The following is a 22846-nucleotide window of genomic DNA, read 5'->3' on the forward strand; positions in this document are numbered from 1 at the left end:
CCACTACTTCAGCTACTGCGGGTACTTCGGCTACTCGTTTGCGTGCTCGGTGCGGTGCGGTTCTCGGCGTTCGGAGTGACGGAACTCATGCCGACTTCCGCTGGCTGCGAACAAGCGCCCCTTCCCTGGCCTCCGACCCGGGGGCCAAGGCACCATGGCAGGAATGCTGCCGGGATGCAGGCTACCGGTGCGTGGGCTGGGGCTATTGCTTCACGCTCGTCGTGGCTTATGCTACGCGCACCTCGCACGAGCGTTCGATAACACGTTCGAGTGAAGGTCGGTCATCAACGGCGGCAGGCATGAACCGTGCGCGCTCCGGGCACGTCCTCCACAACGACAACGCATCGCAACGCACCACCGCACAAAGCACCACCGACAGCATCGCTACCAAGACCGCCGTCTCCATCCCCGGCCCGGCACCGCTCAAAAAGAAAGACCGAGCGGGAACGAATCCGGCCTGGTTGGATGTTGACCCTGGTAAGACAGCTCGTCGAGCTAGAGAAGAGGCGACGTGACTACTAACGTTCTCACCCCCGCGACCCCGCTGACCGCGGCCGACCGCTGCGACCGTTGCGGCGCTCAGGCCTACCTCCGCGTCGTGCTCGTGTCCGGTGGAGAGCTGCTCTTCTGCGCTCACCACGGCCGGAAGTTCGAGCCCGAGCTGAAGAAGATCGCCGCTGAGATACAGGACGAGAGCGGCCGACTGACGGCCACCCCGGCATCTGCGTCGACGGACGAGCGCTGACCTGATGTGGTCACGCGGGCACGCCCAGTGCGCAGGCCCGGGTTCAGCGTCTCCTTGACGACGAGCTGAACTGACGAACAGAGCTGTCTGAGACGGTGGGCGGCGGACCGAAAGGTTCGCCGCCCACCGTCGTTCTATCGGCCGGTCGACCCTGTGGCCTTCGTCACGTCAGATCGCCCACCACTGCGCAGGGCGTGCGGCCGATCCGCCTCTCCGAGCCTGACCGGCTCAGAGCCGACCGACTCGGAGCCAGCCGGATCAGAGCTGGCCGGATCAGAGCTGGCCGCGAACCGCGCTCACCATCGCCGAGAGGCGGGTGTAGACACCGGGGTGGCCCGGCTCGGCACACCCCTCCCCCCAGGACACGATGCCGACCAAGCGGCCGGCCACCACCAGTGGCCCGCCACTGTCCCCCTGGCAGGCATCCCGGCCCCCAAGAGCCTGCTGCCCTGCGCAGGCCATCGTGCGCGGGTCGAAGGTGCCCGACGGCCCGGAGTGGTAGTCGGCCGAACACGTGGCGTTCGCCACCATCGGCACCTGGACCTCGTGCAGCGTGGTCGGGTAACTCCCGTTGCCGTGCAGGTCGCCCCAGCCGAAGACGGTGGCGTCGGTCCCCGCCGCATAGGGGGCCGTGGCGCCCTGACTCACCATCGGCAGAACGCTGCCCGGATCCTGCGGCTCGGCGAGCGTGAGGACCGCCACATCCCACTGGTTGGTGGACAGCTCGTAGTTCGGATCCACCCAGGTGTCGACGACCGACACCTCCCGGCCGGCGGAGCCCGCCAGATCCGTGCGCCCCAGGACCACGGAGAGGTCGGGCCGGTCCACCCGCTGTCCGGTCGTCTCGTCATAGAGGCAGTGCGCCGCAGTCACCACCTTGGTCGGGCTCACCAGCGTGCCACCGCAGAACTGCCCGGAACGCAAGTCGCCATACACCGACCGGCTGGCCACGGCGACCATCCAGGGGTGGTCGGACGTGCTCGCCGCCACCCCACCGACGATCGCCTCCGCCGGTGTCGCCGGGACCGCCAACGCCGCCGGCAGTGCCGCGAACAGCACCATCATCGTCCGCCTGCGCCCAGGTCCTGTCCGCCTGCCGGGGGTTGTCAGCCTGGCTCCCACCCTGATCCTTCCGTCGCGACCCGCACTCCTGTCGCGCCTCAGGGTAGCGACATGGACACGCTGTGTGCCCGGTCGCCGCGCACAAACCAGCCTGAGCACATCTGTGCCCCGGGTGACGGTCCGTCGGCCCCCCGGTTGCCACGCCCGAAAAGTGCCACGCCCGAAAAGCGAAAGGCCCCCGCCCGCCAGAACGGCGGAGCGGGGGCCTTGTCGGTCTCGTCAGTCGAGGTAGTCGCGCAGAACCTGCGAACGCGACGGGTGGCGCAGCTTCGACATGGTCTTGGACTCGATCTGGCGGATGCGCTCACGGGTGACCCCGTAGACCTTGCCGATCTCGTCCAGCGTCTTCGGCTGACCGTCGGTCAGACCGAAGCGCATGGAGACCACGCCGGCCTCGCGCTCGCTCAGGGTGTCCAGCACCGAGTGGAGCTGCTCCTGGAGCAGGGTGAAGCTCACCGCGTCGGCCGGGACCACGGCCTCGGAGTCCTCGATGAGGTCACCGAACTCGCTGTCGCCGTCCTCGCCGAGCGGCGTGTGCAGCGAAATGGGCTCGCGGCCGTACTTCTGGACCTCGACGACCTTCTCGGGCGTCATGTCCAGCTCCTTGGCCAGCTCCTCCGGAGTGGGCTCGCGACCGAGGTCCTGGAGCATCTGGCGCTGGACACGGGCCAGCTTGTTGATGACCTCGACCATGTGCACCGGGATGCGGATGGTGCGGGCCTGGTCGGCCATGGCGCGCGTGATCGCCTGCCGGATCCACCAGGTCGCGTAGGTCGAGAACTTGTAGCCCTTGGTGTAGTCGAACTTCTCGACCGCACGGATCAGACCGAGGTTGCCCTCCTGGATCAGGTCCAGGAAGAGCATGCCGCGACCGGTGTAGCGCTTGGCCAGCGAGACCACCAGACGGAGGTTGGCCTCCAGCAGGTGGTTCTTGGCGCGGCGCCCGTCCTCGGCGATGATCTCCAGCTCACGCTGCAGGCGCGGCGCCAGCTTGTCCTCGGAGGCCAGCTTGTCCTCGGCGAAGAGACCGGCCTCGATGCGCTTGGCGAGCTCGACCTCCTGCTCCGCGTTGAGCAGCGGGACCTTGCCGATCTGCTTCAGGTAGTCCTTGACCGGGTCGGCGGTGGCGCCGGCCACGGCGACCTGCTGCGCCGGAGCGTCGTCCTCGTCCTCGTCGGAGAGCACGAAGCCCTCGGACTCCTCCTCGCCCTCGGCCGGCTCGGCGCCCTCGGGCGCCGCCGTCGCGGCGGGGTCCTCGAGCAGCTCCTCCTCGCCGAGCAGCTCCTCCTCGCCCTCGGCACCCTCGGCCTTGCCAGGAGCAGCCTTGACGGCGGTCTTCTTGGCAGCGGTCTTCTTGGCGGCCGGGGCCGCCTTCTTCGCCACGGCCTTCTTGGCCACGGCCTTCTTCGCCGCCTCGGACGGAGCAGCCACCAGGGTCGCCTCGACCGACGTCACGGTCTCGGTGACCGAGGTGGTCACCGGCGCCGCGGCGGCAACGCGCGGAGCAGCGGTACGGGTCGTGCTCGCGGCAGCCGCAGGACGCGGAGCGACGGGCTTGGTGGCCGTCGTCTTCGTGGCAGTGCTCTTCGCCGCGACGCTCTTTCGGGGGCGCTTGGGGGCGGACGACTCCGCAGCGCTCACCATCAGCGTCACACCCTCCTCATCGAGGACCTGGTTGAGGCTGCGCATGACGTTCTTCCACTTGGTGACCGGGATCTGGTCCACCTCGAAGGCATGCCGCACGTCATCACCGGCGATCTGCCCCTGAGCCTTACCCCGCTCGATGAGCGCCATCAGAGCGGCGGACTCGGAGATCTCGGGAGGGAGCGAACGGGATGTGCTGGCCGACACGAACAACCTCTCGGACGTGAGTGGACAGAAGGCCGGCCGCATGGCGGCCCTCTGGAAACTGCAAATGCTGTTGATCTGGCGGATCAGTACGGATCTGTCACCGCCCTCGTACACATCGCTCCGCACGGCAAAGCGTTACGCCCTACTTACGTGGCGCAGGTCACATAGTTCGAGAGACCCTTGCCAACGGAGGTGTACCCCGTTCAACGATGCCAGATCCGGGCTCATTCCGAGTGTCGCCTGAATCGGGTAGCGCGAGCAGCCTGGTGAGCGCCGGAGAACGAAGCAGGCCGCCGCGGTCATGGCGCGATGGCGGCTCATGACAGCGGCGGCCTGCTGAAGGTGCGGGGCGGAGCAGCCCCGAGGTCTGCGATCGGTGTCAGCGTCTGCGATCGGTTCAGCGCGTCTTCAGTGCTCGCGCGGACCGGGGACGAGCGGGTCGACGTCCGGGTGCACCGTGAGCAGGGCCCGCATGGCGGACTCCGCGGCGGTCCCGTCACCGGTGGCCAGAGCGTCGACCAGCCGGACGTGCAGACCGACCGAGGGCTCGGAGGGCCGGTCGCAGGCGGTGACCGGGCCGCCCGAGACATGGAGGGCAGAGGCGACGATCCCGGCGAGGTGCTCCAGCATCTTGTTGCCGGCGAGCTCCATCAGGACCATATGGAACTCGGCGTCGGCCCGGCTGTAGGTGAGCGCATCACCCTGGGCGGCGGCGTGGCCCATGATCTCGGTCATGTCGTGCATGCGCTGCCGGATCTCGTCCCGGCCGTGTCCGGCGGCGAGGCGGGCGGCCAGCGGCTCGATGGCCCAGCGCAGCTCGAAGAGCTCACGGCGCTGGTCGTCGCGCTGCGGCCCGAAGGCACGCCACTCGATGATGTCGGGATCGAGCAGGTTCCAGTCCGCCACGGGGCGGACCCTCGTGCCGACATTGGGACGGGCGCTGACGAGGCCCTTGGCCTCGAGCACGCGCAGGGACTCGCGGACGACGGTGCGGGAGACCTCGAACCGCTGCCCGATCTCCTCGGGCACAAGCGGGCGGTCGGCTCCGAGATCACCGGAAACGATCATTTGACCGAGCTGCTGGACCAGCTGTCCGTGCAGTCCGCGTCCGCGGCTTCCGGCGGCGCGGCGGCCGACGCGGCCGAGCTCGGGGTCCGCGCTCTCCCAGTGCAGCGAAACACCGCTCGTGGCGTGGGACACACCAGGGGCCGAGCTGTGCGGGGCGCCGACGGGAAAGCGGTCCAGCTGAGTGGACGTCATCTGGGCGGGGGGCATCGTGGGGTGCGCAACGGTACTCACGTCTCCTTTGTCGGCGATGGCGAGCGCACCCTTGAGGAATTTCGTGAAAAGCACACGAAAGGGTGATCGCGCATCACTACACAATTGACGCCATATCGGCTGTTATTGCCCCTTTGATGCGCCGGTGCGCCCGCTCGTGCTTCGACGTCCCCTCGACACGCTCCCCGCGCTGCCCCCTCCGCGCCTGGGCCCGACACACGTTGACGCCCGTCCGACCCCCGTCACGCCCAGGTCCGGGCAGCCGCAGCCCACGCCCCGAGCCGGACGGCCACGGCCCTCACAACGCGCTACGGCGCGGCAGCAGCACGAGGTAGGCGAGCAGCAGGACCAGCACCGGCGCGGCCACAGCGACCGCCAGGCCGGCGTCGGAGACGGCGGTCCCGCTGTGCAGCCCCGACAGTGCGCCGTAGAGCCACGCGTGGGTACCGTCCACCGGGAACAACCGGTGCCAGTGCAGCGCGCCCTGCTTGCCGCCGCCGCTCACGGCCGCGCTGCCGAGCAACGCGGAGGCGACCGGCTCGATGAGCACCGGCACAGTGATCAGCACGAGCATCCCCGCCGCGGCACTGCGCAACAGCACGGCCCCGAGCAGCCCGATCCAGCCTCCCGCCACGACCAAGGCGAGATAGCCCCCCAGTGCGGTCGGCACGTGGCCGTGGAGCGCCGCGGTCTCCAGCCGGACCGCAGCCGCATGACGGCCGAGGTGGAGCACGACCGCGTCGACGACGAGCGTCCCCACCCCGAGCAGCACGGCGAAGGCACCGACGGTCACCAGTTTGGCCAGCAGCAGCGCCAGACGCCGCCGCAGCGGCCGAAGCAGGACGAGCGGCGCGGGGTGTCGGAACTCGTGTCCGGCGGAGAGCGCCCCGAGCACGCCCGCCCCCAGGGCGGCGATAGGCAGCGGGAGCAGCGGCAGGCCCGCCGTGAGCACCCTGAGCGGATCGGCCGCCGGTGCCCCGGCCACGGCCCCCTGTCCCAGCGTCAGCACCGCCACCGCGGCACTGGCGCCCAGCACCACGAGAGGAACCAGCCAACTGGAACGCACGCCGATCAGCCGCCGACGCTCGTAGGTCAGTGCGTGCACGGGTCGCTCGCTCTCGTGTTCCCGCGCTTGCGCGCGGTCGTGGTTCTGCTGCTGCCCTGCCGGGTGCCGTGCAGCTGTTGCCTTGTCGTGCTGCTCCCAGCGCTTCGGCCCACCGCCGCGTCTCTCGTGAGTTCACGGTGTTGAACCGCCGGACGCCGAAGGCCGTGGCGGGACCGGTGACGCTGCCCTGGAGTCCGTGGCCCGGACAGCGGGCCTCCCGTCGGAGCGGCCCGGCCGGGTGCCGCCCCTCCCTGGGGCTCGCGCTCGACCGGGATCACGGGCTCCTGCTTCGCTCAGTCGTCCTCGTCGAGGTCCTCGCCGAAGAAGAGCGGATGCAGAACCCTGGCGGCGCGGCGAGCCGGCAGGACATGGGTGCCCGGGGTGGGCGGCGTGGGGACGATGACCTGCGTGGTGACGGTCTCGCCCGGCCCAAGGGCAACGGTGGCCTTGGCCAGCGATGCGCCCGACGGTTCGGGCGGCCGCGGCCCCGGCGTGGGGGCGTGCTCGACGACGCGATCGGCCAGCTCGTGGAGCAGGATGCCGTGGCGGAAGGCCAGCTCGCCGATCTCGGTCCTGGCCAGTCCTTCGACGGAGATCACGTTGCCACCCTCGTGCCGGACCGTGGCCCCGGCCGCCGACAGCAGATCCGCCAGGCGGGCCACCTGCGGCCCGCGGACGCTGACCTCGTCGCGCAGGCGGGTCCGGCTGAACTCCTCCACAGGCTGGTCCGCCAGGAGGCGGCCGAGCTCCAGGGTGACCACGCGGTCGGCGAGCTGCGCCGCCTGCTGCGGGCTGCGCAAAGTCACCAGAACTGCCCCGCCGCCGGCCGCAAAGGCGCGCAGGAAGGCGTGGAACCACTCGACGTTCTTGGGCGACAGACCCTCTGTGGGCTCGTCCAGCAGGAGCGTGCTCGGATCTCCCAGCAGCGCCTGTGCCAGCTGCAGGCGCCGGTTCATCCCGGGCGAGTAGGTGCGCAACCGGTGCTCGGCGGCGGGCCCGAGACGGGTCTGCTCCAGTAGTTGGTCGGCCCGGCGGGCGGCGACCCCGGCCGCCGCCGCCATCATGCGCAGATGCGCCCGAGCCCGCCGCCCCGGGTGCCCTGCGGGCTGGTCGGCCTCGCCGAGGACCACGCCGACCTCACGTTCCGGACGGGACAGCCGCCGGTAGGGGCGCCCGTGGAAGAGCGCCGTGCCCTGGCCGTGTTCAAGGCCAAGCGCCAGCCGCAGGGCTGTGGTGCGTCCCGACCCTTCCGGGCCCAGCAGGGCCGTGACCTGGCCTGCCCGTGCGTCGAAGGACAGATCGAGCAGGGCTGCCGCCCGACCACGTCTGCCCGCCTTGGTCAGACCGATCGCCTGAAACGGGTGGTGCACCTGCCGCACCTGCCGATCCGGAACGTCCGGGTCGGTCTGGGTCTGGGCCTGGACAGTCTGAGCCACGGTCGGACACCTCCGCGCTGATCACCCCCAACGCCAGCACGATAGACCGACATAGTGACTTTGCGTGGCATTGACCCGTACGGCGCGTAGCCGCTCGGCCTTCGTCCGGATCAGCTCTCGGGACGCAGCATCGGCGGATTCAGTACCGTGGCTCCGCCGGCTCGGAAGAGCTGCGCAGGTCGGCCGCCCTGACGGGTCGTCGTACCGCCCGCGGGGAGCAGGAATCCTGGCGTTCCTGTGACCTTCCGGTGGAAGTTGCGCGGGTCCAGCTGCACGCCCCAGACGGACTCGTACACCCGGCGCAACTCGCCGACGGTGAACTCCTCGGGGCAGAAGGCCGTGGCCAGCGCCGAGTATTCGATCTTGGACCGGGCCCGCTCGACGCCGTCCGACAGGATCGCACTGTGGTCGAACGCGAGAAGCATCCCGTCGTCGTCCTTGCTTCCGAGCAGCTCCTCGACCGGCGCCCAGCGGGCGCTGCGAACGTCACCGCCGGGCCGGGGGGTCGGCAGGTCCGGCGCGAGAGCCAGATAGGCCACGCTCACCACGCGGAGCCGCGGATCGCGCTGCGGAGCCCCGTAGGTGGCCAGCTGTTCCAGGTGGGCTCCGACGCCCGGCCCCTGCCCCGGGGCGCCGTGGGCGCGCAGGCCGGTCTCCTCGGCCAGCTCTCGAGCGGCCGCCTCGACGAGCCCCTCGTCCGGTCGGACGAAGCCGCCGGGCAGCGCCCAGAAGCCCTGGAAAGGCGGTTCACCCCTGCGGACCATCAATGCGCACAGAGCATGGTCGCGCACGGTCAGGACCACCAGGTCAACGGTGACCGCGAAAGGGGGGAAGGCCGACGGATCGTAACGCGACATGCGCCGCATCATAGTCGTCTCAGTGACGATAAACAGCGGGACCTAATCGCTTGATCGGCCCAGGCAACGCGGCAGCCTGCCCCGTCTGCGTCGAGCGGACCGACGGGACCGGGCCGCTCGTTCGGCGCGCAGAGTGGCACAGAGTGTGTCCGGCACCGCACCGCAGTTGATCGCCTCGTAGAGCAGGCCCGCGAAGGTGTAGGTCGGATCGACGGCCAGCGCCCGCCCCAGCGCCACCCTGGCCGTGACCGTGTCGCTCGTCACCCAGGCAGTCCAGCCGAGCAGCGAGAGCGGGGCGGCGGCGTGGGCCTCGAACGGGCCGACGCAGCGCCGGGCGAGATACCGCCAGAGCCTGGCCGCGTGCGCGACGTCGGGCGGATCCAGCCACTCGGCCGCACGGTCGCGGGCGACTCGGTCCTGCAGACCGAGGACGATCCGCGCCGCGTCGTGGTCGTCCAACTCGCAGTCGCCACGACCGAAGCGCCGCACGGCGGCGTCGACCAGAGCTGCCGTGGCCTCGCGCAGCCGTTCACGGCCGCCTTCCCGGTCGAGCTCGGCCAGCACGACAGGCGTCTCCCGCTCGAACGCGTGCAGCAGCGTCCCCACTGTCTCCGGGGCCAGAGGCTCCAGCTCCCGGTGCAGCTCACGGAGGCTGCCGCGGACCTGGATCCCGGCGAAGGCCGCAGCCGCGGCGACCGCCGAGGTACTGCCGGGCGGCCGCACCAGCGCACCCTCCTCCGGGCAGCAGGCCGGATCGGTGCAGGTGTAGGAGAACCACCGACCGTCGGACACGCACAGTGACTCGTGCACGGGGACACCCGCCGCCTTGAAGCCCTCGGCCAGCAGCGCTGCGAGCGGACGCAGGCGCTCCGCCACCTCGCGCGCCCTGCCACCCGGCTTCGGGTCCTGGCAGAAGTAGAGGATCACGGCGTCCGGGGGACGGTCCCGCTGCTCCGACAGCGCGAGCAGGAAGCCGACCACCTCCTGCGCCGCTGCGGGCCAGGCGGCCGGCGCCGGGATGTCGACCCGGACGGAGCCGCCCTGTCGGCGCCTCGTTCCCTGGAGGCCGAGCGCCACCACGCTGTCGCTCGGATAGAAGCCGAGCAGGTACGGAAGGGCGTCGGCCATGTCGGCCGGGCTCTTCATCCGGACCACGGGCTTCTCGAAGGCGGAGAAGGCCGGGACCGGTTCGTTCGACGGGGGTTGCGGCGACGCCGGCGGCGGGGTGCTGTCTTCGTTCATGCGGCGAGCGTGGCGAGCCGCAGGAGTTCGCGCACCCAGCCGACCCCGGATCTGTGGACAAACCGGGGGTGTGGAAAACCCTGCCACCCGATCGAGTGGGCTTCGGGGTGAGCGAATCGTTTCTCCACAGGCTTGACGTGACGGGTTCGCCTTTGTCGGCCCGGCCGACTATCAATGACCGCATGGATGACACCCAGCTCCAGGACCGCACCGCCGTGCGGGCGCAGGCCGACGCGGTACTGCGCTCGCTCGCCGGCGGCGACGCCCGTCTGCGCGAGGACCAGTGGCGCGCGATCGAGGCGCTCGTCGTCGACCGGCGCCGGGCCCTGGTGGTGCAGCGCACCGGCTGGGGCAAGTCCGCCGTCTACTTCGTCGCCACGGCCCTGTTGCGGGCCGCCGGCGCCGGGCCGACGGTCATCGTGTCGCCGTTGCTCGCACTGATGCGCAACCAGGTCGAGTCCGCCGCTCGGGCGGGGATCACGGCGCGCACCATCAACTCCTCCAACACCGAGGAGTGGGAGTCGGTCCACGCCGAGATCGCCGGCGGAGAGGTCGACGTCCTTCTGGTCAGCCCGGAGCGGCTGAACAATCCGGAGTTCCGGGACGAGGTCCTGCCCCGGCTCGCCGCCGCCACCGGTCTCCTGGTGGTCGACGAGGCACACTGCATCTCCGACTGGGGCCACGATTTCCGCCCCGACTACCGCCGGCTGCGCACCATGCTGGCGGATCTGCCGGCCGGTGTCCCGGTCCTGGCCACGACGGCCACGGCCAACGCGAGGGTCACCGCCGACGTCGCCGAACAGCTCGGCACCCACGCCGGCCCCGCTGCGGGGTCCGGCACCCGAGAGGAGGCTCTGGTCCTGCGCGGCCCGCTGGACCGCGAGAGCCTGAGCCTCGGAGTCATGCACCTGGGCGACCCCGCGCACCGGCTCGCCTGGCTCGCCGACCGGTTGGACGAGCTCCCCGGCTCCGGCATCATCTACACCCTGACCGTGGCGGCTGCCGAGGAAGTGACGTCCTTCCTGCGCCAACGCGGCCACCAGGTGGCCTCCTACTCGGGTCGCACCGAGGACGCCGAGCGGCAGGCCGCCGAGAGTGATCTGCTCGCCAACCGGGTCAAGGCGCTGGTCGCCACCTCCGCCCTGGGCATGGGATTCGACAAACCGGATCTCGGCTTCGTGGTCCACCTGGGGTCGCCCAACTCCCCCATCGCCTACTACCAGCAGGTCGGTCGGGCCGGGCGCGGCATCAAACACGCGGAGGTGCTGCTCCTGCCGGGCGCCGAGGACTCCGCGATCTGGCGTTACTTCGCCTCCCTCGCCTTTCCCCGGGAGGAGCAGGTCCGCACGACACTGGAGGCGCTGGCCGCCCACACCTCCCCTGCGGGGGAGCCGCTGCCGCTCTCGACCCCGGCCCTGGAGGCACGGGTCGACCTGCGGCGCACCAGGTTGGAGACCATGCTCAAGGTCCTGGACGTCGACGGCGCGGTACGCCGCGTGCGCGGCGGCTGGGTGACCACGGGGCAGCCCTGGGCCTACGACGCGGCCCGATACGCCCGGGTCAACGAGACGCGGGCGGCCGAGCAGCAGGCGATGCTCGACTACGCGTCCGCGGGCTCGTGCCGAATGGAGTTCCTCCGTCGCCAACTGGACGACCCGGAGGCGGCGCCCTGCGGGCGGTGCGACAACTGCACCGGCGGGCACCGCTCCACGGAGGTCACGGCCGAGACCCTGGAGGCCGCGCGGGCCGCGCTCGGCCGACCGGGCCTGGAGATCGAGCCCCGCCGCATGTGGCCGACGGGCATGGCGGCGGTCGGCGTCCAGCTCAAGGGACGGATTCCGGCAGGCGAACAAGCCGCAGCCGGGCGCGCGTTGGGGCGTCTCTCGGACATCGGCTGGGGCACCAGGCTGCGTGCCCTGCTCTCTCCGGAGACGCCCGACGCCCCCGTCCCGCCTCAGGTGCTGGACGGCGTCGTCACCCTTCTGGCGGATTGGTCCCGAGGTCCCTCCGCCTGGGAGCAGCGCCCCTCGGCCGTTGTGGCCATCGCCTCGCGCACCAGGCCAGAACTGATCGGCAGCCTGGCCGCAGGGATCGCCCGAGTCGGCAAGCTGCCGTTGTTGGGCCAGGTCGAGTACGCCTCCGGGGCCGATCCGCGCCGCGGCGGGCGCGGCAACAGCGCCCAGCGTCTCCAGCAGCTCCACGACGCCTTCGTCCTGTCACCCGAGTTGGCATCGGCCCTGGCTGCGCAGGGTGAGGCGGGCCCGGGCGGTGGCCCGGTGCTGCTGGTCGACGACTACGCCGACAGCGGCTGGACCCTCGCAGTCGCCGCCCGCCTGCTTCGCAGGGCCGGGGCTTCGGGGGTCCTCCCCCTGGTGCTCGCGCAGTCCTCCTGACTTCGGGCCGACGCCCAACCGAGGGCGGGCACAGCCGAACGGCCGAGAGCCGAACGGTGGAGACGGGACGGCACGCCGATGGGACTTATCTGTCGGATCGCCAGAAGCAGGGACACTTCCGGCGGGATCACCGTTGCCGGTCTGCTCAGAGCCGGTGAGAATTGGCAGGTATCCCGGCCAGACGGTCCGTCCTTGGCTGGTGTGCGAGGTGCCCGCGCTCGGGCACGGGGAAGGAGGATCTTGAGCATCGGCCATCCCCTCGAGTTGTCCAGGGAGCCGCACACGTCGACTCCAGCACGCTCGGTCGACCTGACCACCTGGACGGAGGCCGGGCTACCGACGCTGCTCGACCCTCGATCAGTGGTGGGAGAGCTGCACCGGATCCATCTCCCCCACCCCGGGGTCACCGTCCTCGGCGTGCTGAACGCCGACGGACACGTCGCAGCCGGCGCCTCGTTCGTGGTCCCCGAGCGGATCACCGACGGGTGGCACCTGCGCAACGTCCTGCTCGCGCACCTGCGTCACGTCGTTCCGCACGGCCTGCGCCGGCGCTCCCCGATGCACAGCACAGTCGTGCTGCAGTGCCGCGACTCCCCGGCCGACTGGACCGAACTCGACGGCGCCTGGATGTGGGCACTGCGGGACGCGTCGGTTCTGCACGGTCTGCGCTGCGGCGCGTACATCACTCTGACCGAGAACGGCTGGCAGGTCCTGGGCGAGAGCCGACACGGCCGCAGCCCCCAGGCCGGCTCCTGGGCTCGGCGGACGGTGAGCACCGTCCGGGAGCTGCCCAGCAGAGAACACCTCCCGGCGCTGACCGCGTCCACGGAGAGCCGACCGCGGGCCGCACTGCTGCCCGCCGCGCCGGTCGCGCAGATGGCCGCGCAGTGAGCTCGTCGCGCCGGGCCTGAACAGCGCCAGGTCCGGGAGCACGCCTCGTGTCGTGCTCCCGCCCCCTGCCGGGCGCCTGCGAAGAGGCGCCCCGGCCGACAGCTACCGCTGGACGGGCAGCGGGGTCTCGCCACAGACGATCAGCAACGAGCCGGCGCGGGCCAGCGCCACCGCGAGTGCGTCCTGCACGACGCCGGTGTCGCCACCGTTCACGGCGAGCACCACGACCTCACGGCGCGCCGGTCGGCAGTCCGCGGCGGCGGCGTAGAACACGTCGTCCCCCGCCTCGAACTGTGCCCAGTAGCGCTCGGCCCCGAAGCTCTGCTCATGCTGCTGCCAGGGGTGCGGCTCGGCGGTGGTGAGCACCAGGATCTGACCCGGAGCCCGTCCCGTGTCGAGCAGCAGGTCGACTGCCTCGTCAGCCCGGTCCAGCGCGGCCTCCGGCAGGGCCGGGAGCAGCTGCAGTTCGGGCAGGGTGGGCAACGAGTCAGCACCCCGACGGGCCTGGGCGCCCGGCTTGGGGGTGCGCGTGGGACCAGCCGGAGGGCCGGGGACGGGACGCCGGGCCGGCGGTCCGGGCCGGGGCCCGGGTCGCGGCGTGGCGGCCACACTGGTCGGGGAAGGGACTGTGGTCGCGGCGGTGCGGGCTACCGGGTCCGTCTCGTCGGTGGATGGAACGCCCTGGCCCGAGTCGGTCTTGTGGATCTCCAGCTCCTCGGCACGATTTCTGGCGACGCGCTCGACGGCGCCGGACAGCGCCCCAGAGCTTACTCGTTGCCTTTGAGCAGCCGATAGGGGGGATCGCCCGTTGCGCCGGACGATGGCCGAACATGCATCCGGCAGCCTCCTGAAAGCCCGTCACCGGTCGCTTTCAGGACATCGAAGACGGATACCGGAACAGTCGCCACCGCTCTGCGACGCGCCGTCAGAAACCCAGCGACAGCTGCTCGCCCGCGTCGACGGGCTCGCGGTACACGCGCAGATGCCGCCACTCCGGCAGCTCGTCCAGGTAGGCCCAGGAGAGGCGGTGATGTCCCGTGGGCCCGAGCCGCTCGAGCGCGGCGCGGTGCACCGGTGAGGGATAGCCGGCGTTGTCGGCGAAGGCGAAGTCGGGGTACTGCTCCCCCAGTTCCGCCATCATTGCGTCGCGGCGCACCTTGGCGATCACCGAGGCCGCCGCGACGGCGACACAGGACTGGTCGCCCTTGATCACGGTCCGGACCCGCCACGGGCCGCCCAGGTAGTCGTGCTTGCCGTCCAGGATGACCGCGTCAGGCTGCTCCGGCAACGCCTCCAGGGCGCGCACGGCAGCAAGCCTCAGAGCGGCGGTCATGCCGAGTTCGTCGCACTCTCCCGGGCTGGCATGCCCAAGGGCGAAGGCGTGGACCCAGTCGGCCAGCACCGGCTCGAGCTCCTCACGCCGCCGCTGGGTGAGCAGCTTGGAGTCGGTGAGCCCGGCGGGTGGCTTGCGCAGGCCGGTGATCGCGGCACAGACGGTGACCGGACCTGCCCAGGCTCCGCGGCCCACCTCGTCGACACCGGCGACCAGCCGGGCGCCGGCCCGGCGCAGGGAGCGCTCGACGGAATGGGAGGGCGGATCGACGGGCATGCACTCAGCCTAACGGCCCGGCCGAGGCCCGAACGCCCCCGTCCTCGCACCCGGTCGGCTCCGATCAGCCGCGGTCACCCCGAGCCGACGACGCGGGACGCAGGAGGACCGGGAGCAACACCTGGTCGACGAGGGCCTGCGCGTCCTCCTCGGTGAAGCCGCCCGGCTGGGTCTTGGCGCGGTACATCATCATCGCGGGCACGATGTCCAGCACCGTCGGCGTCGCCACCTCCAGGCTCGCCTCGCCGCGTTCCACCGCCGCCTCGACCACCTGGAGCAGAACGAGATGCGCGGGGTCGAGGATCTGCCGGTGCACCAGGCCGATGAAGGCGGCGGCCCGCTCGTGGTCGAGCTCGCTGATCACGGCCCGGGCGGCGCAACCCGTGCGGGAGGCCATCGCCGCACGTAGGGCCCCGATGACGGCGAGAAGGTCGGCGCGCAGGCTTCCGGTGCCCGGAGGCTCCGGAGCCGGCGGCAGGCTGGCGCTCAGGGCGTCGAGCACGAGTTGCTCCTTGCTGCCCCAGCGTCGATAGAGGGATGCCTTCCCGGTCTGGGCGGCGGCCGCCACCGCCTCCATGCTGAGCCGGGCGTAGCCGGTGACGATCAACTGCTCGAGGGTGGCCTCGAAGATCGCCCGTTCCAGCGCCGGACCACGACGCCGGACCACGACGGGATACGTCGTCCTGCGCATTGCCTGATCACCCCCGAACATGGCGCCGCCTGACCGGGCGGCGGGCTAGATAGAGGGTTGTGTCCGTATTTGTCCGGGTCTAGTGTCGAGGTTAGTGAACGCATCCGTTCATTCCAAGCCCTTCCTTTCCCAGCCACCGTGGCGTACATCCCAGGGGGACCCGTGGCCACTTCGAAGACCCTCACCCGCAGCGTTCCGGCCCAGGCCAGCCGTGGTCAGCATCCGGGGATCTCCCTGGCGGTCATCGCGACCACGCAGCTGATGGTCGTGCTGGACATCACCATCGTCAACATCGCGCTACCGCACATCTCGACGGCTCTGCACTTCACCCCGACCAGCCTGTCGTGGGTGCTCAACGCCTACACACTGACCTTCGGCGGCCTGCTGCTCCTGGGTGGCCGCATCGGCGACATCCTCGGGCGCAGACCGACACTGATCACGGGCGTGCTGATATTCAGCTGTGCCTCCCTGCTGGGCGGACTGGCCACCGCGTCCTGGATGTTGCTGGCCGCGCGTGCCCTCCAGGGGATCGGCGGCGCCATCGCCTCACCGACCGCCTTCGCACTGATCGCCACCAACTTCAAGGAAGGCCCCGAACGCAACCGGGCCTTCGGCGTCTACTCGGCCGTGGCCGGCGCGGGTGGCGCGATCGGGCTGCTGCTCGGCGGCATGCTCACATCCTGGCTCTCCTGGCGCTGGGTGCTGTTCGTCAATGTGCCGATCGGCTTGGCGCTTGCCGCACTCGCCCCCCTGTACATCAACGACTCCGAACGCCACCCGGGGCGCTTCGACCTGCCAGGCGCACTGACCTCGACCCTTGGCATGGTCAGCCTGGTGTACGGCTTCATCCGCGCAGCCGACAAGGGATGGACCGACACCTGGACGCTGGCCTCCTTCGCGGCAGCCGTCGTGCTGCTGGCCGCCTTCCTGCTGATCGAGTCGCGGACCGAGCAGCCGATCACCCCCTTGCACATGTTCCGCAACAGAAACCGTTCGGGCGCCTACGTGCTGATGCTCTGCCTGGCCGCCGCAATGTTCGGGATCTTCTTCTTCATGACCCAGTTCATCCAGGACGTCCTGGGATTCAGCCCGATCCGGGCCGGGCTCGGGTTCCTGCCGATGAGCCTGTCGATCATCCTGGCCGCCCAGATCTCCGCACGGTTGCAGACGCGCTTCGGAGCGAAGCCGTTCATGATCCTCGGCACCGTGCTCGTCAACGCGGGGGCCTACTGGATCACCCAGCTGGACGTGCACAGCAGCTACATCGGCGGCGTCCTCGGCCCCACGATGATCTTCGGTCTCGGCATGGGCTTCATCTTCGTCCCGGTCATGCTCACCGCCGTCTCGGGCGTGGCGCCGCACGAGACCGGCTCGGCCACCGGACTGCTCAACACCACCCAGCAGGTCGGCGGCTCCCTCGGGCTGGCCATCCTGGTGACGGTGTTCGCCACAGCCCAACGCAACGAGGCCAAGGCGATCTACCCCCGTCATGATCCCAACCAGATCTTCGTGCACGGCATGACCACGGCGTTCCAGATGGCCCTGGTCTTCACCGGCATCGCCCTGTTGATGGCCCTGTTCGTGATGAAGCCGCCACAGAATCTGGGAGCCTCCGCGCCGCCCGCACCGTCGGCCGACCCATCGGCCTCCTCGGATCCGCCGCACGCCACATCCGCCTGAGGCCACTCCGGCTCGACGCCCAGAGGCGCATTCATTAGCAGGCGTGAACGGTCTCGTGCAGCAATCATCGCTGGTGCTTCACGGCAGTCGCCGCCCAGGCTGGAGTGCATGAACGACATCCACTCCGGGGGCGGCGACCTCCCCTTGGGCCGCTGCCTGGCCGCCATGGTCACCCCGTTCCGGCACGACGGATCCCTCGACGCCGACGGAGCGCAGAAACTCGCCGTCCACCTGGTCGATTCCGGCTGCGACGGCCTGGTCCTGAGCGGCACCACGGGCGAGTCCCCGACGACCTCCGACGACGAGAAGGAGCGCCTCGTCCGCGCCGTCGTCGAGGCCGTCGGCGGACGAGCCCGGATCATCGCCGGGGTGGGCAGCAGCGACACCGCCCACACGACCGGGTCGGCCCGCGCAGCGGAGCGTGCGGGCGCAGACGGCCTGCTGGTGGTGACGCCGTACTACAGCCGTCCCCAGCAGGAGGGCGTGAGACGCCACCTGCGCGCCGTCGCCGACGCGGTCTCACTCCCGGTGATGCTCTACGACATTCCGCACCGCACCGGGACCCGGCTCTCGGCCGAGACCCTGCACGATCTGGCCGAGCACCCACGCATCGTGGGAGTCAAGGACGTCAGCTACGACCTCGCCGGGGCTGCACGCGTCATCGCCGCCACGGGCCTGCACTACTACTGCGGTGCGGACGAACTGAACCTGCCGTTGCTCGCGATCGGCGCCGTCGGCGTGGTCAGCACCGTCGCCAACGTCGCCCCCGCAAGGACACGCGACGTGCTCGACGCCCACGCGAGGGGGGACAACGCCGAGGCGCTGCGCCTGCACCAGCAACTGCTTCCGCTGGTGCAGGCGATGATGGACGACGCGCCAGGCACCGTCACCGCCAAGGCGTTGCTCAACGACTCCGGGCTGCATGCGGGCCCGGTCCGGCTGCCGCTCGTCGACGCCGACCAGCCGCTGCTCGACCGGCTCCGCACGGCGCTTCAGGACGCCGGCTGCTCGCGGTAGTCGGCCAGGCACTCCGCCGTCTTGGTCGCGGTGAACTCCACCACGTCGTACTGGGCGACCCCACCCTTGGCGAAGGGGTCCTCGGCAAGCACCCGGTCCAGTGCGGCCCGGTCCAGGCCGCCTGCCAGCAGCACGCCGCCGGTGCGCGGCACCTTCGCACCCGAGGCGAGCAGGACGCCCTTGGCGTACTGCTCGTCCAGCCAGGCACGGTGCTCCAGCAGCAGCGCGTCCACCTGCTCGATCGGCGCGGTGTACGAGAGGGTGACGACGAACACGTGAGGCTCCTTGCCCAGGTGGACCGAGCGATCAGGTCCAACGGTCGAACGGACGATCAAGCGTATAGCGCCCGTCCGGACCGAGGTTGAGGGTCCTCATCTCCCCGTTGTCGGGATTGGAGAGCGCCTCGAACTCGTCCACGCTCCAGTGGAACCACCGCATGCAGAACAAGCGCATCAGCAACCCGTGGCCGACCAGCAGCACGTTCGGGGGATAGTCGGCCCGCTGGAAATTGCGGTGCAGGGTCTCGAAGAAGGCACCGACCCGGTCGTAGGCGTCGGCGCCGGACTCCCCCTGCGTGAACCGGTAGTAGAAGTGGCCGTACTCGTCCCGCAGCTTGCGCTGTCTACGAATGTCCTCGACGTCCTGCAGGTTTCCCCAGTCCTGCTCACGGAGCCGCGGCTCCTCCATCACCCGTATTCGGGCGGACTCCAGATCAAGCAGTTCGAGCGTCTGCCAGGTCCGGGTGTAGGGGGAGACGTAGACCTGCACCCGCTCCACGCCGAACAGCCCGCGGAGCTCGACGCCCGCAGCTCTGGCCTGCTCGCGCCCGCGTGCGGTCAGGGTGAGGGCATGGTCGGGGACACGCTCGTAGATCGTCTCGTCCACGTTCCCTTCCGACTCACCATGTCGGATCAGGACAATTCGCCTCGGCCGCGCCATACCGGCCACCGTAACCCAGGCGGCACCGAGGAGCCTTGCCGTCTCACCGCACCGAGCTGTCCCAACGCCACTGCCCAAGCCGGGCCAAGCCCGGCAGCTCGCCGCGCCCCGTGGCCCACAGCAGCGTCTCCCACGGGTCGAAACCACCGGGTGCGTCAGGGAAGAGCCGGTGCAGCACGCGCTCGCACAACTGCGTCGGCGGCTCCCAGTCCAGCCCCAGGCCCCGGGCCAGGTCATCAGCGTGGACCAGGGTCTCGACCAGCCCCATGGCCGCCGAACCTTCGGCGTCGGCGGCGCCGAAGATATGGAACGCCCTGGCCTCGGGAGCGGCCGTGCGCACCATGGCGACCAGCAGGGCCCCGCATGCCTCCAGCACCCGGACGAGCCCCTCGGGCCCCGCCTCACGCTCGGCGAAGACCACGCTCCTGGGCTTCCCCGGCGCCTGCCGCACCACGACGAACGGGACCGGCGAAGCTGCCTCGTCGCCCGGCACCGGAGAGCCGAGCTCCGCGGCATATGCGAACAGGTCGTCGGCCAGGTGCTCCGCCGTCTCCCAGCAGTCCCAGCTGAGGGGTCCCGCCGCACTGCGCCAGTCGGCGGCGAGCGCGGCAGGCTGCCGCAGCATCGCCACCGCGAGCCCGACCCCGAGCGCGAGATCGTCAGCCGTGACCGGCCCGGGGTGTGTGCCTGGATCGTGGACGCCGGTCATCTTCGGTGCTCTCCTGTCGTCGGGTACCGAGGGGCGTGCCTTCGGTGATGGACTTCGGCCGATGCTCAGCCCTGGTCGAGGACGGCGGCCTGCTCGGTGACCGCATTCGGGAGCGGCTGGAGCCCGTCCGTCAGGACACGAGGGTCCACGGCCCGGCCATCCGACACCGGGCCAGGCCCGCCACCACGAGTCCGCGGGTGCCTGCCAACTCGTCCCGGAGCTCGTCGCCCGCCCCGTGCTGGTCCTGACTCACGGGCGCACCCTGGTGACCCGCGTTGATTCGCGGCAACGCACTTGCGCCCGCGCCACGGAACGGCGAGAGGGGCGCCAACTCGACGTTGACGCCCCTCTGGTCAGGCATGACCCGCCGGTCTACCCGGAATCAGCTGCAGCCGCTGGTCGAGCCGCAGCCCTCGCAGACGTAGCAGCTGCCGGCGCGGCGCATCTTGGTGCCGCAGGAGAAGCAGAGCGGGGCATCGGAGTTGACGCCCTGCTGGATCTCCAGCAGCTCCGCGGTGTTGTGCGGGGCCGGAGCCGCGGCGACCGGGGTGGTCTGGATGACCACCGGGGCCGAGGCGCGCGGAGCGGACTGGGCCAGGCCCTCGACGTCGACGTCCTCCTCGTCGGTCGGCTCGTAGGAGCCGGTCTCCAGGTGACGCTGACGCTCCTCGACGGAGTGGATGCCGAGCGCGGAGCGGGTCTCGAAGGGCAGGAAGTCCAGCGCCAGGCGGCGGAAGATGTAGTCGACGATCGACTGCGCCATCCGCACGTCCGGGTCGTCGGTCAGACCGGCCGGCTCGAAGCGCATGTTGGTGAACTTCGAGACGTACGTCTCCAGCGGCACGCCGTACTGCAGGCCCACCGAGACGGCGATGGAGAAGGCGTCCATCATGCCCGCGAGGGTCGAACCCTGCTTGGACATCTTCAGGAAGACCTCGCCGAGGCCGTCGTCCGGGTAGGAGTTGGCGGTCATGTAGCCCTCGGCGCCGCCCACCGTGAAGGAGGTGGTGATGCCGGGACGACCCTTGGGCAGGCGCTTGCGGACCGGACGGTACTCGACGACCTTCTCGGTCACCGGGGCCGGAGCCGAAGCGGCCGCGGGCTCCACGGCCTTGCTCTCCGTCGACGCCTTCTTCTTGGCCGACAGCGGCTGACCGACCTTGCAGTTGTCGCGGTAGATCGCGAGCGCCTTGACGCCGAGCTTCCAGGCCTCGAAGTAGATCTCCTCGACCTCCTCGATGGTCGCGCTCTCCGGCATGTTGACGGTCTTGGAGATGGCACCGGAGATCCAGGGCTGGATCGCGGACATCATGCGGACGTGGCCCATCGGGGAGATGGAGCGCTCGCCCATGGCGCAGTCGAAGACCTCGTAGTGCTCGGGCCTCAGACCCGGGGCGTCGACCACGTTGCCGTGCTCGCCGATGAAGGCGACGATCGCCTCGACCTGCTCGTCCTGGTAGCCGAGGCGCTTCAGCGCGCGCGGGACCGTGCCGTTGACGATCTGCATCGAGCCGCCGCCGACCAGCTTCTTGAACTTGACCAGCGCCAGGTCGGGCTCGACCCCGGTGGTGTCGCAGTCCATCATCAGGCCGATGGTGCCGGTCGGGGCCAGCACAGAGGCCTGGGCGTTTCGGAAACCGTTCTGCGCACCGATCCGGACGACGTCCTGCCAGGCCTCGGTGGCCGCGGCCCACACCGGGGTGTCCAGGTCGTCCATGCGCTTGGCGACGTCGTTGGCCTCGGCGTGCTGGCGCATGACCCGCTGGTGCGGCTCGGCGTTGCGGGCGTAGCCGTCGTACGGGCCGACGATGCCGGCCAGCTCGGCGGAGCGCTTGTAGGCGGTACCGGTCATCAGCGAGCTGATGGCTCCGGCGAGCGCGCGGCCACCCTCGGAGTCGTAGGCGTGGCCGGTGGCCATCAGCAGGGCGCCGAGGTTGGCGTAGCCGATGCCCAGCTGGCGGAAGGCGCGGGTGGTCTCGCCGATCTTCTCGGTCGGGAAGTCGGCGAAGCAGATGGAGATGTCCATCGCGGTGATGACCAGCTCGACGACCTTGGCGAAGGTCACCGCGTCGAAGGAGTCGTCGTCGCGGAGGAACTTCATCAGGTTCAGCGAGGCGAGGTTGCAGCTGGAGTTGTCCAGGTGCATGTACTCCGAGCAGGGGTTGGACGCGTTGATGCGGCCGGACTCGGGGCAGGTGTGCCAGTGGTTGATCGTCGAGTCGTACTGGATGCCCGGGTCGGCGCAGGCCCAGGCGGCCTCGGCCATCTTGCGGAACAGGCCCTTGGCGTCGACGGTCTCGATGACCTCGCCGCTCATGCGGGCACGCAGACCGAACTGGTCGCCCTTCTCCACGGCCTGCATGAACTCGTCCGAGACGCGCACGGAGTTGTTGGCGTTCTGGTACTGCACCGACGTGATGTCGTCGCCGCCCAGGTCCATGTCGAAGCCCGCGTCGCGCAGGGCGCGGATCTTCTCCTCCTCCTTCACCTTGGTCTCGATGAAGGCCTCGACGTCAGGGTGGTCCACGTCGAGCACGACCATCTTGGCCGCACGCCGGGTGGCGCCACCGGACTTGATGGTGCCGGCGGAGGCGTCGGCGCCGCGCATGAAGGAGACCGGGCCGGAGGCGTTGCCGCCGGAGGAGAGCAGTTCCTTGGAGGAGCGGATGCGGGAGAGGTTCAGGCCGGCACCGGAGCCGCCCTTGAAGATCATGCCCTCTTCCTTGTACCAGTCGAGGATCGACTCCATGGAGTCGTCGACGGCCAGGATGAAGCAGGCGCTGACCTGCTGGGGCTGAGTGGTGCCGACGTTGAACCAGACCGGCGAGTTGAACGAGAAGACCTGGTGGAGGAGGGCGTAGGTCAGCTCGTGCTCGAACACCTCGGCGTCGGCGGCGGTGGCGAAGTAACCGTTCTTCTCACCGGCGGCGCGGTAGGTCTTCACCACGCGGTCGATGATCTGCTTCAGGCTCCACTCGCGCTGCGGGGTGCCGACCGCGCCGCGGAAGTACTTGCTGGTGACGATGTTGACCGCGTTCACCGACCAGAAGTCGGGGAACTCGACGCCGCGCTGCTCGAAGTTGATCGAGCCGTCGCGCCAGTTGGTCATGACGACGTCACGACGCTCCCAGGTCACGCCGTCATAGGGGTGGATGCCCGGGGTGGTGAAGATGCGCTCGACCGTCAGCCCGGCGCCCGCCTTGGCCTTGGCGTCGGCCTTGCCCTTGGCCGCTCCGTTCCGGCCGGCGCGGGAGCCGCTCGTGGTGTCTGTCATTGCCGCC

The 22846-nt window shown here is 70.4% G+C and carries 20 protein-coding genes; 5 read left to right on the top strand and 15 right to left on the bottom strand.

The window, feature by feature from the left end; genetic code table 11:
- The first annotated feature begins 511 nt into the window (after positions 1–511).
- Positions 512–745 carry a DUF7455 domain-containing protein gene (locus tag TR49_RS26370; protein WP_042386163.1) on the top strand — a complete coding sequence of 78 codons (234 nt, stop codon included), beginning with the start codon at positions 512–514 and terminating at the stop codon, positions 743–745.
- A gap of 273 nt (positions 746–1018) precedes the next feature.
- Here the strand turns inward: TR49_RS26370 and TR49_RS26375 are convergent, their stop codons facing one another.
- The 7 genes from TR49_RS26375 to TR49_RS26405 all read right to left on the bottom strand — a co-directional run bounded on the left by TR49_RS26375 (position 1019) and on the right by TR49_RS26405 (position 9636).
- Positions 1019–1810, bottom strand: coding sequence for a S1 family peptidase (locus TR49_RS26375; protein WP_052434650.1), 792 nt, complete (start codon positions 1808–1810; stop codon positions 1019–1021).
- Between the two features lie 276 nt (positions 1811–2086).
- Complete coding sequence (locus TR49_RS26380) at positions 2087–3724, bottom strand: RNA polymerase sigma factor (RefSeq protein ID WP_084725438.1); 1638 nt, start codon at positions 3722–3724, stop codon at positions 2087–2089.
- A 402-nt stretch (positions 3725–4126) separates the two neighbouring features.
- Positions 4127–4978 (bottom strand): FadR/GntR family transcriptional regulator, encoded by an 852-nt coding sequence (locus tag TR49_RS26385; protein WP_439654129.1) that lies wholly within the window; start codon positions 4976–4978, stop codon positions 4127–4129.
- Positions 4979–5294: 316 nt separating this feature from the next.
- Entirely contained in the window at positions 5295–6101 is an 807-nt protein-coding gene (locus tag TR49_RS26390) for a hypothetical protein (protein ID WP_042386170.1), read from the bottom strand.
- A gap of 293 nt (positions 6102–6394) precedes the next feature.
- Entirely contained in the window at positions 6395–7537 is a 1143-nt protein-coding gene (locus TR49_RS26395; RefSeq protein ID WP_052434651.1) for an ATP-binding cassette domain-containing protein, read from the bottom strand.
- A gap of 110 nt (positions 7538–7647) precedes the next feature.
- On the bottom strand, positions 7648–8394 hold the full coding sequence (locus tag TR49_RS26400) for an NUDIX hydrolase (protein ID WP_042386259.1): 747 nt from the start codon (positions 8392–8394) through the stop codon (positions 7648–7650).
- A 42-nt stretch (positions 8395–8436) separates the two neighbouring features.
- Positions 8437–9636 (bottom strand): DUF4192 domain-containing protein, encoded by a 1200-nt coding sequence (locus TR49_RS26405; protein ID WP_052434652.1) that lies wholly within the window; start codon positions 9634–9636, stop codon positions 8437–8439.
- Positions 9637–9818: 182 nt separating this feature from the next.
- Between TR49_RS26405 and TR49_RS26410 the strand changes: the two genes are divergently transcribed.
- Both TR49_RS26410 and TR49_RS26415 read left to right on the top strand, forming a co-directional pair.
- Positions 9819–12029: a RecQ family ATP-dependent DNA helicase gene (locus tag TR49_RS26410; protein ID WP_042386172.1), complete on the top strand. Its 2211-nt coding sequence runs from the start codon at positions 9819–9821 to the stop codon at positions 12027–12029.
- Positions 12030–12389: 360 nt separating this feature from the next.
- Positions 12390–12920 carry a hypothetical protein gene (locus TR49_RS26415; RefSeq protein ID WP_052434653.1) on the top strand — a complete coding sequence of 177 codons (531 nt, stop codon included), beginning with the start codon at positions 12390–12392 and terminating at the stop codon, positions 12918–12920.
- Between the two features lie 102 nt (positions 12921–13022).
- Here TR49_RS26415 and TR49_RS47070 read toward each other — a convergent pair whose 3' ends face one another.
- The 3 genes from TR49_RS47070 to TR49_RS26430 all read right to left on the bottom strand — a co-directional run bounded on the left by TR49_RS47070 (position 13023) and on the right by TR49_RS26430 (position 15220).
- On the bottom strand, positions 13023–13631 hold the full coding sequence (locus TR49_RS47070; RefSeq protein WP_439654131.1) for a hypothetical protein: 609 nt from the start codon (positions 13629–13631) through the stop codon (positions 13023–13025).
- Positions 13632–13845: 214 nt separating this feature from the next.
- On the bottom strand, positions 13846–14529 hold the full coding sequence (rnhB, locus tag TR49_RS26425; protein ID WP_042386175.1) for a ribonuclease HII: 684 nt from the start codon (positions 14527–14529) through the stop codon (positions 13846–13848).
- 64 nt (positions 14530–14593) lie between these two features.
- Positions 14594–15220, bottom strand: coding sequence for a TetR/AcrR family transcriptional regulator (locus TR49_RS26430; protein ID WP_052434655.1), 627 nt, complete (start codon positions 15218–15220; stop codon positions 14594–14596).
- 162 nt (positions 15221–15382) lie between these two features.
- Here TR49_RS26430 and TR49_RS26435 point away from each other — a divergent pair, with 162 nt between their 5' ends.
- Positions 15383–16900, top strand: a complete 1518-nt coding sequence (locus TR49_RS26435; RefSeq protein ID WP_042386178.1) for an MFS transporter — start codon at positions 15383–15385, stop codon at positions 16898–16900.
- Between the two features lie 108 nt (positions 16901–17008).
- The gene (gene dapA / locus TR49_RS26440; protein WP_042386180.1) at positions 17009–17917 is read left to right on the top strand and encodes a 4-hydroxy-tetrahydrodipicolinate synthase; all 909 of its coding nucleotides are present in this window, start codon (positions 17009–17011) and stop codon (positions 17915–17917) included.
- Here dapA and TR49_RS26445 read toward each other — a convergent pair.
- From TR49_RS26445 to TR49_RS26465, 5 genes are all read right to left on the bottom strand, one after another.
- Complete coding sequence (locus TR49_RS26445) at positions 17893–18192, bottom strand: YciI family protein (protein ID WP_042386181.1); 300 nt, start codon at positions 18190–18192, stop codon at positions 17893–17895. The two genes, dapA and TR49_RS26445, sit on opposite strands and share 25 nt — an antisense overlap.
- A gap of 31 nt (positions 18193–18223) precedes the next feature.
- A complete protein-coding gene (locus tag TR49_RS26450) occupies positions 18224–18856 on the bottom strand; it encodes a histidine phosphatase family protein (RefSeq protein ID WP_042386182.1) in 633 nt (210 codons plus the stop codon).
- Positions 18857–18899: 43 nt separating this feature from the next.
- Entirely contained in the window at positions 18900–19565 is a 666-nt protein-coding gene (locus TR49_RS26455) for a hypothetical protein (protein WP_042386183.1), read from the bottom strand.
- A gap of 130 nt (positions 19566–19695) precedes the next feature.
- A complete protein-coding gene (locus tag TR49_RS46455; protein ID WP_268874119.1) occupies positions 19696–19818 on the bottom strand; it encodes a hypothetical protein in 123 nt (40 codons plus the stop codon).
- Between the two features lie 129 nt (positions 19819–19947).
- A complete protein-coding gene (locus TR49_RS26465) occupies positions 19948–22839 on the bottom strand; it encodes a vitamin B12-dependent ribonucleotide reductase (RefSeq protein ID WP_042386186.1) in 2892 nt (963 codons plus the stop codon).
- Positions 22840–22846 lie beyond the last annotated feature (7 nt).

The sequence above is a fragment of the Streptacidiphilus melanogenes genome (genome assembly GCF_000787835.1).
GTDB lineage: Bacteria > Actinomycetota > Actinomycetes > Streptomycetales > Streptomycetaceae > Streptacidiphilus > Streptacidiphilus melanogenes.